The 14969-nt window shown below is 65.9% G+C and carries 11 protein-coding genes; 9 read left to right on the forward strand and 2 right to left on the reverse strand.

Going from position 1 to position 14969, the window contains the following annotated elements:
- Positions 1–17: 17 nt before the first annotated feature.
- Together LC060_RS09485 and LC060_RS09490 are read right to left on the reverse strand one after the other, a co-directional pair.
- Positions 18–2492 (reverse strand): TonB-dependent receptor, encoded by a 2475-nt coding sequence (locus tag LC060_RS09485; RefSeq protein WP_226634899.1) that lies wholly within the window; start codon positions 2490–2492, stop codon positions 18–20.
- Positions 2493–2626: 134 nt separating this feature from the next.
- A complete protein-coding gene (locus LC060_RS09490; protein ID WP_226634901.1) occupies positions 2627–3625 on the reverse strand; it encodes a sterol desaturase family protein in 999 nt (332 codons plus the stop codon).
- 488 nt (positions 3626–4113) lie between these two features.
- Here LC060_RS09490 and LC060_RS09495 point away from each other — a divergent pair, with 488 nt between their 5' ends.
- The 9 genes from LC060_RS09495 to atzF all read left to right on the forward strand — a co-directional run bounded on the left by LC060_RS09495 (position 4114) and on the right by atzF (position 14921).
- Positions 4114–4611 (forward strand): CopG family ribbon-helix-helix protein, encoded by a 498-nt coding sequence (locus LC060_RS09495; protein WP_226634909.1) that lies wholly within the window; start codon positions 4114–4116, stop codon positions 4609–4611.
- A 238-nt stretch (positions 4612–4849) separates the two neighbouring features.
- Positions 4850–5932 (forward strand): putative urea ABC transporter substrate-binding protein, encoded by a 1083-nt coding sequence (locus LC060_RS09500; RefSeq protein ID WP_226634911.1) that lies wholly within the window; start codon positions 4850–4852, stop codon positions 5930–5932.
- 57 nt (positions 5933–5989) lie between these two features.
- A complete protein-coding gene (locus LC060_RS09505; protein ID WP_226634913.1) occupies positions 5990–6805 on the forward strand; it encodes an ABC transporter permease in 816 nt (271 codons plus the stop codon).
- Positions 6802–7584 (forward strand): ABC transporter ATP-binding protein, encoded by a 783-nt coding sequence (locus LC060_RS09510; protein ID WP_226634915.1) that lies wholly within the window; start codon positions 6802–6804, stop codon positions 7582–7584. The genes LC060_RS09505 and LC060_RS09510 overlap by 4 nt, the downstream gene beginning before the upstream one ends.
- A gap of 12 nt (positions 7585–7596) precedes the next feature.
- A complete protein-coding gene (locus LC060_RS09515) occupies positions 7597–8088 on the forward strand; it encodes a CopG family ribbon-helix-helix protein (protein ID WP_039390659.1) in 492 nt (163 codons plus the stop codon).
- Positions 8085–8912 carry an urea amidolyase associated protein UAAP1 gene (locus LC060_RS09520; RefSeq protein ID WP_226634917.1) on the forward strand — a complete coding sequence of 276 codons (828 nt, stop codon included), beginning with the start codon at positions 8085–8087 and terminating at the stop codon, positions 8910–8912. Before LC060_RS09515 ends, LC060_RS09520 begins: the two co-directional genes overlap by 4 nt.
- A gap of 14 nt (positions 8913–8926) precedes the next feature.
- Positions 8927–9562, forward strand: coding sequence for an urea amidolyase associated protein UAAP2 (locus LC060_RS09525; RefSeq protein ID WP_226634919.1), 636 nt, complete (start codon positions 8927–8929; stop codon positions 9560–9562).
- A complete protein-coding gene (gene uca, locus LC060_RS09530; protein ID WP_226634920.1) occupies positions 9559–13155 on the forward strand; it encodes an urea carboxylase in 3597 nt (1198 codons plus the stop codon). The genes LC060_RS09525 and uca overlap by 4 nt, the downstream gene beginning before the upstream one ends.
- Positions 13152–14921 (forward strand): allophanate hydrolase, encoded by a 1770-nt coding sequence (gene atzF / locus LC060_RS09535; protein ID WP_226634922.1) that lies wholly within the window; start codon positions 13152–13154, stop codon positions 14919–14921. The genes uca and atzF overlap by 4 nt, the downstream gene beginning before the upstream one ends.
- Positions 14922–14969: the final 48 nt, after the last annotated feature.

The following is a 14969-nucleotide window of genomic DNA, read 5'->3' on the forward strand; positions in this document are numbered from 1 at the left end:
AACTTCAGGTCAGTGCGTCAGAAGCGCACGGTGCCCTGCACGCCGATGGTGCGCGGCTGGGCCACCGAGCGCGCGTAGTAGCGCGAGATCACCCCGTCGTTGACCAGATTGCGGCGGGTCAGGTCGTTGCTGACGCCAGTCACCGCGTAGGTATCGAAGATGTTGGTCGCGAACACACCCACGTCGAAACGGTCGGTCTTGTAGGTGATGTTGGCCTGGTGCATCCAGTAGTCCGGCAGCTTCTCACCGCCGCCACGGGCACCCACGCGGGTCAGGATGTTGCCGGTGTAGGTGGCGGTCCAGCCGAAGTTGAGCGCATTGTCGCCCACCGGCAGCTCGTAAGTCGCCCCGATCGCGCCCTTGTTCTTGGCCGAGCCGGGCAGACGGTCGCCCGAGAAGGCCCCGACAAGATCGCCCCCTGCAATCGACAGCAGGGCGGGCACGTCCTCGGTCAGGTGCGCATCAAGGTAGGAGTAGTTGCCGCGGATCGAGAGGCCGGGCAGCGGCTGCGCCTGGAACGAGACGTCGATGCCCTTGGAGACCGCCTTGCCGCCGTTCGACGTGATGCCGATGGCGCCGTAGGTGGTCTGACCGTCAAGCTGGATGCCATCCCAGCCGACGTGGAAGGCCGCCAGCGTGAGCATCAGCTTGTTGTCGAAGAGCTGGGCGCGCATGCCGATTTCGGCGTTCTTGGTCTCGTCCGGACCGTAGTCGAGTTCGTTCGGCAGGGCGCACAGCGTCTGGCCGTTCTGCTGGCCGCCAGCCTCGTGGATGTCGATGACTTCCTGGCTGCACGGCGCCACGCGGTTCACGCCGCCGATGCGGTAGCCGGTCGACCAGGTGCCATAGACCATGAACTCGGGCGTGATGTTCCACGAAGCGTTGATCTTATAGACGAGGCCGTCCTTCGAGGTACTGCCCGAGCGCGAGCTGTAATCGTCGGCCCAGAGCGGCAGGTAGGAGCCGCCATTCACCCAGGCATCGTACTTGTAGTAGCGCAAGCCCCCGGTGACCTGCAGGTCATCGGTGAAGTGCACCGTCGCCTCGCCGTAGAGGCCCTTCTCGTCGTTGGTCGAGCGCACGAACGAGGAGTACTCGTGCGCATAGCCGTCCACCGAGGGGTCGGTCTCGAGGTCGGTGCCCCAGTTCTCGTTCGCCCATTCGGGGAAGCCGGGGACGTACTCGTCGTAGTTCGAGCGGTACGACTGGCGGTTCCAGAAGGCACCAGCCACGAAGCTGAACGGTCCGTCGAAGGTCGAGACGAAGCGCAGCTCGTTGGTGAAGGCGTGCTCCTTCTGGTTCGACTGGTTGTAGCTTGAGAACCCGGGGAACAGTTCGTAATCGTAGTCGAGGTCGATCAGGAGATCGGTATTGTCCCCCTGGTACTCGGACTTGCGCTGGGTGTAGGCCGAGACGAAGACCACGTTGACCGCATCCGCGACGTTGCCCTCGACTTCGAGCGAGAGGAGATCGCCGCTACGCTTGGCCGGCTCCATATAGCGCCACGGCGCCTCGTAGCGGCCCTCACCCACGACACCGCCGCCGTTGGCCGAACGGCCGTCTGTCTTGGTCTCCTGGTGCGCGTACGTCACGTAGACCTTGAGATCGTCGGCGTAGAAACCAAGCTGGTTGCGGGTGGTGAAGGTACGCTCGAAGTTGAGATCCTTGCCGCGCGTGAAGTTCGCGTCCTGGTCCGCCTCGCTGCCGAGCGGATTGTCGACGCCGCCCGGCTGCGGAATGGAGGTTCCCGGCTCCTGCAGCAGGTAGGGATAGTCGATGAAGCCCGGGTTGAAATAGTAGCCGGTCGCCGAGCGGAACGCGATCGTGTCCTCCACGATCGGCACGTTGACGACACCATAGCCGTTGTAGCCGGTGTCGCCCGAGTGGGCCATGTCGAAGACGCGGCCGCTGCCCTCGAACGAGAATTCACTGGCGTCGGGGCGGTTGGGCATGTTGCGCATGGCGCCAGCCAGCGTACCCAGACCATAAAGCGTGCCCTGGGGCCCGAGCAGCGTCTCGACGCGGTTGATGTCGATCAGCTTGAAGTCGTAGTACATGGGCACTTCACCCAGGTACATGCCGACGGCCGAGTTCGAATTGTCACCGGCCGTGGCCGACGTGTCGCTAGCCGAAAGCCCGCGCATGACAATCGTGCCCGCACCGCGCGGACCGTTGTCGAGAATCGTCACACCCGGCGTGAAGGCGCCCAGGTTGCGCATGTCGTCGATGTGCTGTTCCTGCAGATCATCGCCGCTGATCGCGCTGATGTTGATCGGCGTTTCCATGATCGTGGTGTCGCGGCGGGTGGCCGAGACGACGATCGCCGAGCCGACCAGTGCAGGCGCATCGGCTGCCGCCGCCGCGCTGGCCGGAGCTGCGACATCCGCCGGTGCGTCGGCCGCCTCATCGGCCAGCGCGGGCGAGGCCAGCGCCGCGCAGGTAATGCCGGTCGCGCACAAGAGCCCGGCCTTGAATTGTCCCCGAATTGACATGCAAACCCCCTGTAGATTTTAGTTAAAGCTTGCCCGTTCCCTGACAGCACGCCGCCAGAGCCGGATCCGAATGGTTGGTGGAATGAAGACCCGGCGCACACGGGATGCGGCGCGCGCCGGATGCTCCCGGTGCGTTACGGCTGGCCGGTCGACGCCTTCGTGGTCTTGGTCGTGCTGCGCAGGCGATCGATCACCGGCTGGAAGGGAAACAGGAACTGCTCCCGGATCGTGAGGCGCCGAAGGTCATCCTGGCCGACCACGGTGGCCTCACCCTCACGGTAGGTGCCCATCAGGCGGTCGAGCAGGATGAGCGAATTGGCATAGTTGCAGCGCGTGCTCTCGTAGTCGGTCGAGTGATGCAGGCTGTGGTGGCGGATGGTGGTGAAGAAGAAGGAATAGAACGCTGGCGGGTTCGCGCGCACGTTGGCATGGGCGTAGGTCGAGACAACGCCGAGCACGTTGAAGGCGCAGAACACCGGAACCGCATCGAAATCGAAGAAGGCAAGGACGCTCAGACCGATCAGGAACAGTTCGATCGGGTTGCCGACATAGCCCTTCATCGCGTTGAGCTGGGTGACGTGATGGTGCGGCGCATGGGTCAGCCAGAACGGCGTCGAATTGTGCATCAGACGGTGCATCCAGTACTGCCCGAACTCGAACAGGACCATGACCATCACGACCTGCACGAGGAACGGCAGTTCCCCCGCCCAGGGCGTGGCGATACCTAGCGTTTCCTTGAGCGCGAACAGCGGTCCATCGCCTGCAACCTCGACCAGCCAGCCGATGGCGGTGTAGCCCAGTACCACGTAGAAAACGTCGGTCGCGAATTCGCGGCCGTTCATGCGCCAACCTTCGTGGCGTTCGAACGCCCATTCGAGAAGTTGCACGAACGCCGTCACCGCAAGCCCCGCAACAACCAGCGACCAGGGGCTCTGCGTCAGCGAGGCGGGCGCAAACATCCAGAAGAGAACGACGGCAAGAACCGTGAAGGGCGGAAGAAGATCGACGAACAGCGCCTTGAGTCCTGATGCACGCGGCGCCGGAGCAAAGTCAATTCCGACAGCCGAAGCGTGGGAAGACACAGGTTCGTGCTCCTCGTGGCAATCCGGACTGAAGGTCGGCGTTCGAGCCATTACGAATCTCCCTCATCGCGCCGAAATACGGCGCAACCCTTGCGTTCTCCTCCCCGTGTCCAAGCTCGCTCTCAGTGGCGAATACGGACACGGTATTGATATTACAGATTGCGTCAAGAGTATTAATTCGCGACCGCAACATTGCGCATTAAAAAGTCGCAACTCGCGGAAATGCTTGCCCTACGCTCCATGTCGGCGTGCACAAAATGCTCCGGGATGCTGCCGTTTTGCAGCGCGAAAGCGTGATTCGCCGCACTCTGGCGGCGTGCTGTGCCCCTTATGCCACACCCGGATGCGAGCGGCCTTTCGGGCGCCACCCCCCGCACATGACCTCCCGCCCCACCTTGATATTACCGAAGAGCGAACGTGGTAATATTGCCGATGGACAAGCCGAATACTTTTCGCGATTGAGGACAGACAGCGCGCCCGATCCTTCGAGGATGCCTTGCCCCGGCGCGGGCCCCAAGACGAGACGAGTTGAGAGACCGATGAGCACCGAACTTGCCCGCCTCAGCATGAGCCTGCCCGCCGACCTGTTCCGCCAGCTCGACATCATGGTCGAGGAACGCGGCCTGCCCTCGCGCTCGCAGCTGATCGCCGAACTGATCCGCCACTCGCTCGCCAAGCACGAGGCGCGCACCCGTCCCGACGAGATGCTCGCGGGCACGATCACCATTGTCTATCGCGGCGACCGGGGGCGCGTGCGCCAGCAGCTTGCCGAGCGCCAGACCGAGTTCCTCAAGGAAGTGATCTCCTCGCAGCATGTCTTCCTTGAGGACGACCAGTCGCTCGAGGTGCTGCTGGTCCAGGGCCCGGCCGTGCGCCTGGCCGACCTGGCCGACGCGCTGCGCGGTATCCGCGGCGTCAGCCAGCTCGAGCTTGTCACCACCACCGCACTACTGCCCCCGCTGCACGAGCAGGACGGCCTGGACGCCGCAACCTCGGCGGTGACCGGGAAAGCGGCGCGAGGCACCGAAGCGGCCTGAACGCGCGCCGTCGCGCACGGACAATGATCGTGCGCGAGGAGAAACCCCGCCGGGTTGGATAGGGGCTCAAAGGCGCAGAAATGCGCGCCGGAAGCCGTATCCTGTGCGCGTCACCCCAGGTAACGACCTGTCAGCACCGCGCCTGCGCCGGTATTACACAATCTTCACGGCGTAATACATTTTGGATGGACAAGCCCTTCCAGACGCGCAATGTTGCGCTGCGAAAGGGGACTGATTCATGCTCGCATCCATCCGCAAGGCCGCCACCCTCGCCGTGACCGCCGGAGCGCTCTTCACCGCTTCGTGCTCCGGGCCTGCGGACGCGCCCGAGACCCCGCGCACCGAATTCAACATCGGCTGGTCGATCTACGCGGGCTGGATGCCCTGGCCCTATGCCCAGCAGGCCGGCATCGTGAAGAAGTGGGCCGACAAGTACGGCATCACGATCAACATCGTGCAGGTCAACGACTACGTCGAATCGGTGAACCAGTACACCGCGGGCAAGCTCGACGGCGTGACGGTCGCCAACATGGACGCGCTCACCATCCCGGCCGCGGGCGGCAAGGACACCAGCGCGATCATCGTGGGCGACTACTCGAACGGCAACGACGGCGTGCTGCTCAAGAACGCGTCTGATCTCAAGGCGATCAAGGGCCAGCCGGTCAACCTGGTCGAACTGTCGGTCTCGCACTACCTGCTCGCCCGCGCGCTCGAATCGGTGAACATGACCTTGCGCGACGTGAACACCATCAACACCGCCGATGCCGACATCGTGGGCGCCTTTGCCAGCCCCGACGTCAAGGCGGCGGTAGCCTGGAACCCGCAGCTCTCCTCGATGAAGGCGCAGGACGGCGCCAACGAGGTGTTCAGCTCGGCCGATATTCCCGGCGAAATCCTCGACCTTCTCGTCGTCGACACCAAGACGCTGAAGGCCAACCCCAAGCTCGGCAAGGCGCTGACCGGCATCTGGTACGAAACGGTCGCGCTGATGCAGCAGCAGAGTGAAGCGGGCAAGGACGCGCGCGCGGCCATGGCCAAACTTGCCGGTGCCAGCCCCGCCCAGTTCGACAGCCAGCTTGCCACCACCCACCTCTACGCCGACCCGGCCGAGGCGGTGAAGGCGACCGATGATGCGGCGCTTGTCACCACCATGACCCGCGTGCGCGACTTCAGCTTCGAGCAGGGCTTGTTTGGCGGCGCGCCCTCGGCCGATACCGTGGGCATGTCCTTCCCCGGCGGCAAGACGCTGGGCAATGCGCAGAACGTCACGCTGCGTTTCGACGACAGCTTCATGAAGATGGCGGCCGACAAGAAGCTCTGATCGGCCGCTTCCCTTCTCTTCCCCCCGAAAAATCGAACCTGAGGTGAGGCGCCGCTTATGCGTTGGGTGAATCGCCAGGTCGGCCGGAGCAACCGGATTTTCCTCGGATCGCTGCCGATCCTGCTCCTCGTGCTGACCTACCTGTTCCTGGCCGTCCAGCGGCACGAGGCCAACCCGGCCGACAAGATCCTGCCGCTTCCCTCGGCCATGGTCTCGAGCATGTCCGCGCTCATCATGGAGCCGGACAAGCTCTCCGGGCAGTTCATCTTCTGGGCCGACACGCTGGCGAGCCTCCAGCGCCTGGGCATCGGCCTTGGCATCTCGACGCTGATGGCGCTCGCGGTCGGCCTGCTACTCGGCATCCTGCCGCCTGTGCGCGCCACCTTCGGGCCGCTGGTGACGGGCATCGCGGTGATCCCCCCGATTGCCCTTCTTCCCATCCTCTTCATCGCGCTCGGTCTTGGCGAGACGGCCAAGGTGGCACTGATCGTGGTGGGCATTGCGCCGGTCATGATCCGCGACGTCGCCGCCCACGTCCAGGCGCTCCCGCGCGAACTCATCATCAAGGCCCAGACGCTGGGCGCCAGCAGCTGGCAGGTGATGATCCGCGTTGCGCTACCCCAGGCCATGCCGCGCCTGATCCAGGCAATCCGCCTGGCGCTGGGCCCGGCCTGGGTGTTCCTGATCTCGGCCGAGGCCATCGCCTCGGACGTCGGGCTTGGCTACCGCATCTTCCTGGTCCGCCGCTATCTCTCGATGGACGTGATCCTGCCCTACGTCGCTTGGATCGCGCTCCTCGCTATCGCCATCGACTTCGTCCTCGTCACGATCAGCAAGCGCGGCTTTGCCTGGGCCCATGGAGACGACCATTGAGCAGCCTTCTCAGCCTCCGCAACGTCTGGGTCGAGTATGGGGACAAGGTCATCATCGAGAACCTCAGCCTCGACATCGAGGAAGGGTCCTTCGTTTCGGTGGTCGGCCCCTCGGGAGCAGGCAAGAGCAGCTTCCTGCGCCTGATCCTGGGCCAGGAAGGCCCCAGCCGCGGAAAGATCCTGCTCGACGGCACGCCGCTGCCGCCCGAATGCGGGCCCGACCGCGGCGTCGTCTTCCAGCGCTATTCCACCTTCCCGCACCTGACCGCGCTGCGCAACGTCATGTTCGGGCACGAATGCGACGGCGCGCCCTTCTCGGCCCGCCTGTTCGGTTCGGCCAGGCGCAAGGCCCGCGAGGAAGCGGCCGAAATGCTGACCGCGGTCGGCCTGGGCGCCAATCTCGACAGCTATCCGGCCGAGATGTCGGGCGGCATGCAGCAGCGCCTGGCGATTGCCCAGGCGCTCATCAAGCGCCCGCGCATCCTGCTCCTCGACGAGCCGCTCGGCGCGCTCGATCCGGGTATCCGCGCCGACATGCACGAGCTCATCTCACGGCTGTGGCGTGACTATGCGCTGACCATCGTCATGGTCACCCACGACATCCGCGAAGCCTTCACCCTGGGAACCCGTGTGCTCACGCTCGACAAGCGCCGCCACGACCCCCAGGCGCCGCACCGTTACGGCGCGACGGTGGTCTACGACCTGCCGCTCGACAAGGAGAATGCGCAGGTCACCTACCACGCCGAGCGTATTACTATTGACGAAGTTCGTAATAACTGAGAGACCAGAGGCATGAGCTCCGAATCCGCTTCCCTTGCCCGTCTCAGCATGAGCTTGCCCGCCGAACTGTTCCGGCAGCTCGACGTGATGGTGGCGGAACGAGCCCTGCCCTCGCGCTCACAGCTGATCGCCGAGCTGATCCGCCAGGCCCTGGCCGAGCACGAGTCCCTGTTCCGTCCCGACGAGATGCTCGCGGGCACGATCACCATGGTCTACCGCGGCGAGCGGGGGCGCATGCGCCACCAGCTCTTCCGCACCCAGTCCGGCTTCCTGAAGGAGATCATCTCATCGCAGCACATCTTCCTTGAGCACGACCGCTCGCTGGAAGTGCTCCTGGTGCAGGGTCCTTACGCCCGCCTCAAGGAGCTGTGCGACGCGATCCGCCGCCTGCGCGGCCTTCAGCAGCTCGAACTGGTGACCACCACCTCGCTTCTGCCGCCGCTCCACAAGCAGGACCGCGGCGCCCCCGACACGCCCCCTCACATTCCCGGAGCGCATCCATGACACAGACCCTGGAAAATCCCCTGGCCGCGCGCGACCATGCCCGCAGCATGGAAGGCACCGTGGTGGAAAGCATGCCCGTGCTGCCGCCCGTGGCCGACGATCTTCCCGCCGGCATTTCGCCCAGCGACCTCGTCTGGGAAGAGACCATCGCAGCGGGCGGCTACGCCACGCGGCGCCTTTCGCGCGGCGCGCGCCTGCGCCTCATCGATCTCAAGGGCGATGCCTGCGCCTCGCTCCTGATCTTCAACGCCGAGATGCCCAGCGAACGCCTCAATGTCGCGGACACCGTCAAGGTCCAGTGGAACGCCTATCTGGAGAAGGGCCGCCTGCTCCTCTCCGACATGGGCCGCGTGCTGATGAGCCTGGTCGAGGACGAGGCCGAAACGCACGACTGCTTCTGCGGTGTCTCCAACGCCAGGCTGAGTGCGGCCAAGTACGGCAAGGGCCAGGAGCCCGCCCCCTACTTCTCCAACGGGCGCGACCGCTTCCTGAACGGGGTGGCCAAGCATGGCCTGGGCCCGCGCGACGTGCACCCGTGCGTCAACCTGTTCAAGGGCGTGCGGGTTGAGGACGACGGGGTCATCACCCCCCTCACCGGCCCCTTCGATGCCGGGCGCAGCGTGATCCTGCGCGCGGAAATGGACGTGATCGTGGTGATCGCCAATTGCCCCCACGTGATGGACCCGCGCGAGGAGTGGTCGTGCACCCCCCTTCGCGCGACCGCCTGGCGCGGGCCCATCACGCCCGAGGACGATGCGGTGCGCAACGCCACGCCCGAAGGCCGCCGCGCCTTCCTCAATGTCGAAGACTACTTCCGTCGCTGAAAGGACCAAGTGCCATGACCGCTGATCCCTACCTGGCCGATCTTTCCGGCGCCGTTGTCCACGACGAGACCGTTCCCGCACGCGGCCCCTGGCTGCACCACATCAAGGCGGGCGAAACGCTGCGCATCGTGGACGTGGAAGGCAACCAGGCCGTCGACTTCCTGCTCTATTCCGAGGCCGACGATGCCGAGCGCTACAGCGCGCAGGACACCGTTTCGGCGCAGGGCAACCTGTTCCTGCGCGAAGGCACCGTGCTGCGCTCGAACGAGGGCAATGCGATGATGACCATCGCGGGCACCTCGGTCGCCTACCACGACACCATTGGCGGTGCGTGCTCATGCGAATCGAACACCCTGCGCTACGGCCACCACACCAAGGCCCAGCACGCCTGCGTCGAGAACTTCCTCAACGCCAACCTCACCGAGGGGCGCACCAAGCGCGACATCGTCTCGAACATCAACTTCTTCATGAACGTGCCGGTCGAGGCAGACGGGTCGCTGGGCATCGTCGATGGCATCTCGGCGCCGGGCCTCACCGTCGATCTCAAGGCCGAGATGGACGTCATCGTCGTCGTCTCGAACTGCCCGCAGATCAACAACCCCTGCAACGGCTTCAACCCGAGCCCTGTCCGGATGATCGTGACCGTATGAACTTCGACACCGTCCTGATCGCCAACAGGGGCGCGATCGCAACCCGCATCATCCGTACCCTGCGCCGCATGGGCCTGCGCTCGGTGGCGGTCTACTCCAAGGCCGACGAGGGCTCGCTCCACGTCTCCGAGGCCGACGTCGCGGTCTGCATCGGCGAGGCCAAGCCCTCCGAGAGCTACCTCGACATCGCAGCGATCATCGCGGCGGCCAAGGAAACCGGCGCGGGGGCGATCCACCCGGGCTACGGCTTCCTCTCCGAGAACCTCGAATTCGCGCAGGCCTGCGCCGATGCGGGGATCATCTTCGTGGGCCCCACGCCCGAGAACATCTCGACCTTCGGCCTCAAGCACTCCGCGCGCGCGCTCGCCGCCGCGCACGACGTGCCCCTAGCGCCCGGCACCGACCTCCTCACCGACGAGGAAGAGGCCGTCGCGGCCGCCGCGAAGATCGGCTACCCGATCATGCTCAAGGCCACCGCGGGCGGCGGCGGCATCGGCATGCGCGTGTGCGAGAACGAAGGTGACGTGCGCGAGGGCTTCGCCTCGGTCAAGCGCCAGGGCCAGGCGAGCTTTGGCGATGCGGGCGTGTTCCTTGAAAGCTACATCCGCCGCGCGCGCCACATCGAGGTCCAGCTCTTCGGCGATGGCGAAGGCAAGGTCGTGGCGCTTGGTGAGCGCGACTGCTCGCTCCAGCGCCGCAACCAGAAGGTGGTCGAGGAAAGCCCCGCCCCTTGTTTGCCTGAGGCCGTACGCGCGGAACTCATCGCCTCGGCCATTCGCCTGGGCCAGGCCGCGAACTACCGCTCGGCAGGCACCGTGGAATTCCTCTACGATGCCGACAAGGAGCAGTTCTTCTTCCTGGAGATGAACACGCGCCTCCAGGTCGAGCATGGCGTGACCGAAGAAGTCTTCGGCATCGACCTTGTCGAGTGGATGATCCGCGGCGGCGCGGGCGACTACGCCTTCCTCGATGACGACCACGGTGCACCCAAGGGCCACGCGGTCCAGTTGCGCATCTACGCCGAGGACCCTTCGCTCGACTACCGCCCGACCACGGGCATTCTCACCAACGTGGAATTCCCGGACGACATCCGCGTCGAGACCTGGGTTGCGGGCGGCAGCGAGATCACCGCCTGGTACGATCCCATGCTCGCCAAGCTGATCGTTCATGCCCCCACCCGCGAGGAAGCCGTCGCGGCCGTCCAGAAGGTGGCCGACACGGCGCGCATCGACGGCATCGAGACCAACTTGCGCTGGCTGCGTGATGTGACCCGCTGCACAGAATTCACCAGCGGCGCGGTCTCCACCCGCGTCCTCGACACCATCGCCTACCAGCCCACCGGCTTTCGCGTAGTGGCCGGCGGCACGGCAACGACCGTGCAGGACTGGCCGGGCCGCCAGAAGTACTGGGCGGTCGGCGTGCCCCCTTCAGGCCCGATGGACGACCAGTCGTTCCGCCTCGGCAACCGCCTGCTCGGCAATCCCGAAGGCACCGAGGGCCTCGAAATCACCGTCACCGGCCCGACGCTCGCCTTCACCGCCCCTGCCCGCATCTGCCTGATGGGCGCGGACTTCGGCGCGCGGCTCGACGACCAGCCGGTCGCGCGCGGCACCGTGCTCGAGATCGCAGCCGGCCAGACCCTCTCGATGGGCCGGGCGACCGGCGGCGGCATGCGCGGTTACATCCTCTTTGCAGGCGGCCTTGATGTCGCGCCGTATCTGGGCAGCTGCTCGACCTTCGAGCTTGGTCAGTTCGGCGGCCCCGCCGCGCGCCGTCTGCTCGCGGGCGACACGCTGCACCTGGGCGGCAAGCCCACGGGCGCGGCGCTCCCGACGCCCGAGATCCCCGAGGTTTCGACCGAGTGGACCCTGCGCGTCCTCTACGGCCCCCACGGCGCGCCCGATTTCTTCACCGACGATGATATCGGCACGCTCGTCTCGGCGAGCTGGCAGGTCCACTACAACTCCAACCGTACCGGCGTGCGCCTGGTCGGTCCCAAGCCGCAGTGGGCGCGCACCGATGGCGGCGAGGCGGGCCTGCACCCCTCCAACATCCACGACAACGCCTACGCCATCGGCGCGGTCGACTTTACCGGTGACATGCCGATCATCCTGGGCCCCGATGGGCCGTCGCTGGGCGGCTTCGTATGCCCCTTCGTGGTAATCGCGGCGGACCTGTGGAAGGTCGGCCAGCTCACCGCGGGCGACAAGGTGCGCTTCGTGCCGGTGACCATGGATGACGCCGATGCGGCCCACGCCGCGCAGCGCGCCTTCCTGGAAAGCGGCACGCCCGTACCAGCCACGCCGCAGCGCGATGTTGCCGACCTTGACCCGATCCTAGCCCAACTTCCCGAAGGCCCGGGCCGTCCGCGTACGGTCTACCGCCAGCAGGGCGACCGCAACATCCTCATTGAGTACGGCGACATCGTCCTCGACGTCGAACTGCGCATTCGCGTCCACGCGCTGATGGCCGAACTGGAGAAGATGGCCCTGCCCGGCGTGATCGACATCGTGCCCGGCATCCGCTCACTGCAATTCCACTTCGATGGCGAAGTCCTGCGTCAGAAGGACGCGCTCGCTGCCCTCATCTCCGCTGAGGAGCGCCTGGGCGATCTGGAAGACTTCACCGTCCCCTCACGCGTTGTCCACCTGCCCCTGAGCTGGCGCGATCCGGCCACTCTCGAGACGATCGAGAAGTACATGTCGATCGTGCGCGACGATGCGCCCTGGTGCCCTGACAACATCGAGTTCATCCGCCGCGTCAACGGGCTTCCCGATGCCGATGCGGTCAACAACATCGTGTTCGACGCCAACTACATCGTGCTGGGCCTGGGCGACGTCTATCTCGGTGCGCCGGTGGCGACCCCGATGGACCCGCGCCACCGCCTCGTCACCACCAAGTACAACCCGGCCCGCACCTGGACGCCGCCCAACGTCGTGGGCATCGGCGGCGCCTACATGTGCATTTACGGCATGGAAGGTCCGGGCGGCTACCAGCTCTTCGGGCGCACCATCCAGGTCTGGAACACCTACCGCCAGACCGACGCCTTCACCGACGGCAAGCCCTGGCTGCTGCGCTTCTTCGACCAGATCCGCTTCTATCCGGTAAGCCCGGACGAGCTGATGGAATGGCGCCGCGAGTTTCCCAACGGGCGCCGCTCGATCCAGATCGAGGAAAGCGAATTCCGCCTGGCCGACTACCGCAAGTTCCTCGCGGACAACGCGGAATCGATCGGGGAATTCCAGGCCACCCGCCAGGCCGCCTTCGACGAGGAACGCGCCGAATGGCACCGTAACGGCGAATTCGACCGCGTGGCCCAGGCCGAGGACGTCGAAGAGCTTGAACCCGTCGCGGTGGACGTGCCCGAAGGCGCCGACCTCATCGAGGCCCCCTACGGCGGCGTCGTTGCCCAGCTTCTCGTCTCGCCCGGCGACATCGTGAAGGCGGGCGACCGCATCGCGGTGGTCGAGGCAATGAAGATGGAAGCCCCTGTCGAGAGCCCGGGTTCGGGCACGATCTCGGCGATCTACATGGAAGAGGGCAAGTCGCTGCAGCCCGGCTCGCCGATGCTCGCCCTGTCGAGGACCGCATGATGGACCTGAGCCGCCGCAGCGCTGCGGACATTGCCGCCGGTGTCAACGCCGGAACCCTCACCGCCCTTGCCGTCGCCGAGGAAACCCTCGCGCGGGCCGAAAGCTACGATGCAATCCAGCCCCAGATCTGGATCAGCCGCGCCGCGCCCGAGGACGTGTTGGCTCAGGCCCGCGCGGTGGACGCGCGCGTGGCGGCGGGCGAGAGCCTCCCGCTTGCGGGTGTACCCTTCGCGGTAAAGGACAACATCGATGCGGCCGGGCTCCAGACCACCGCCGCCTGCCCCGCCTTCGCCTACGCGCCGGACGAGGACGCCACCGTGGTCGCGCGGCTGCGCGAGGCAGGCGCCATCCTCATCGGCAAGACCAACCTCGACCAGTTCGCCACGGGCCTTGTCGGCACGCGCAGCCCCTATGGCATCCCGCGCAACGCCTATAATCAGGCCTACGTCAGCGGCGGGTCGAGCTCGGGCTCGTCGATCGTGGTCGCGGCGGGCATCGTACCCTTTGCACTGGGCACCGATACGGCGGGGTCGGGCCGCGTTCCCGCCGCCTTCAACCACCTCATCGGTTTCAAGCCCACCAAGGGCCGCTGGAGCACCAAGGGGCTGGTCCCGGCCTGCCGCACTATCGACTGCATCACCGTCTTCACCGACGACACCGCCGACGCGCGTCTGGTCGATGGCGTGATCGCGGGCTTCGATGTCGCCGATCCCTACTCCAAGCCGCTGGCCGACGCGCCGCTTGCGCCCAGGGTCATCGGCGTGCCGCGCAAGGATCAGCGCCAGTTCTTCGGCGACGCTGCAGCCGAATACTTCTACGAGCAGGCGCTCGAGGTGCTGGGCCGCGAGGCCAGGATCGTCGAGATCGACTACGCTCCGCTTCAGGAAGCCGCCCTGCTCCTTTATGGCGGCCCGTGGGTTGCCGAGCGCACCGCCGCCATCGAAAACCTTCTCACCAGCGATCCCGAGGCCATCGATCCGGTCGTGCGCGAAGTGGTGGAACCGGGCCTGAAGATCGGCGCGGTCGAGCTCTTCAACGGCATCTACCGCATGGCCGAGCTGAAGCGCCACGCCGACCTTCTGTGGGAGGAGGTCGACATGCTCGCCTTCCCTACCACCGGCACCACCTACCGCGTGGCCGAGCTGGCAAAAGCGCCCGTCGCGCTCAATTCCAACCTTGGCTACTACACCAACTTCGTGAACCTGCTCGACATGGCCGCACTGGCGGTCCCGGCAGGGATCCGCGACAACGGCACCGGCTTTGGCGTGACCCTGATCGGGCCCGCCGACACCGACCGCGCGCTGCTCGACGTGGCCGACAGCTACCTGGCCGCGCGCACATCTTCTCCTTTGCCACCGCTTGATCTTGAGGGACGTATGGAAACCGTGAAACTGGCCGTTGTCGGCGCCCACCTGAAGGACATGCCGCTCCACTGGCAGCTGACCTCGCGCGATGCCAAATTCATCGGGGCCTTCGACACCGCGCCCAGCTACCGCCTCTACGCGCTGGCCAACAGCACGCCGCCCAAGCCCGCCCTCGTCTTCGAGGAAGGCGGCACCAGCCTGCCGGTCGAAGTCTACGAGCTGGGTGCAGCCGAATTCGGCAGCTTCGTCGCCGAAGTGCCCGCGCCGCTTGCCATCGGTACGGTCACGCTGGCCGATGGCTCCAGCGTCAAGGGCTTCGTGTCCGAGCCGCGCGCGACGATCGGCGCCACCGACATCACTTCGCTTGGAGGTTGGCGCAACTACATCGCCAGCCTCGGCTAAGGCGAGAGCCACGCTTCGGGTCGCACCAGGCACTCTTGCGCACACTAC

This window comes from Novosphingobium profundi, assembly GCF_020524485.1.
In the GTDB taxonomy this organism is placed as follows: domain Bacteria; phylum Pseudomonadota; class Alphaproteobacteria; order Sphingomonadales; family Sphingomonadaceae; genus Novosphingobium; species Novosphingobium profundi_A.

Excerpts from the sequence above, each read along its gene's own strand:
- LC060_RS09485 (WP_226634899.1), bottom strand. The coding sequence starts at position 2,492 with ATGTCAATTCGGGGACAATTCAAGGCCGGGCTCTTGTGCGCGACCGGC.
- LC060_RS09490 (WP_226634901.1), bottom strand. The coding sequence starts at position 3,625 with ATGGCTCGAACGCCGACCTTCAGTCCGGATTGCCACGAGGAGCACGAA.
- LC060_RS09495 (WP_226634909.1), top strand. The coding sequence starts at position 4,114 with ATGAGCACCGAACTTGCCCGCCTCAGCATGAGCCTGCCCGCCGACCTG.
- LC060_RS09500 (WP_226634911.1), top strand. The coding sequence starts at position 4,850 with ATGCTCGCATCCATCCGCAAGGCCGCCACCCTCGCCGTGACCGCCGGA.
- LC060_RS09505 (WP_226634913.1), top strand. The coding sequence starts at position 5,990 with ATGCGTTGGGTGAATCGCCAGGTCGGCCGGAGCAACCGGATTTTCCTC.
- LC060_RS09515 (WP_039390659.1), top strand. The coding sequence starts at position 7,597 with ATGAGCTCCGAATCCGCTTCCCTTGCCCGTCTCAGCATGAGCTTGCCC.
- LC060_RS09520 (WP_226634917.1), top strand. The coding sequence starts at position 8,085 with ATGACACAGACCCTGGAAAATCCCCTGGCCGCGCGCGACCATGCCCGC.
- LC060_RS09525 (WP_226634919.1), top strand. The coding sequence starts at position 8,927 with ATGACCGCTGATCCCTACCTGGCCGATCTTTCCGGCGCCGTTGTCCAC.
- uca (WP_226634920.1), top strand. The coding sequence starts at position 9,559 with ATGAACTTCGACACCGTCCTGATCGCCAACAGGGGCGCGATCGCAACC.
- atzF (WP_226634922.1), top strand. The coding sequence starts at position 13,152 with ATGATGGACCTGAGCCGCCGCAGCGCTGCGGACATTGCCGCCGGTGTC.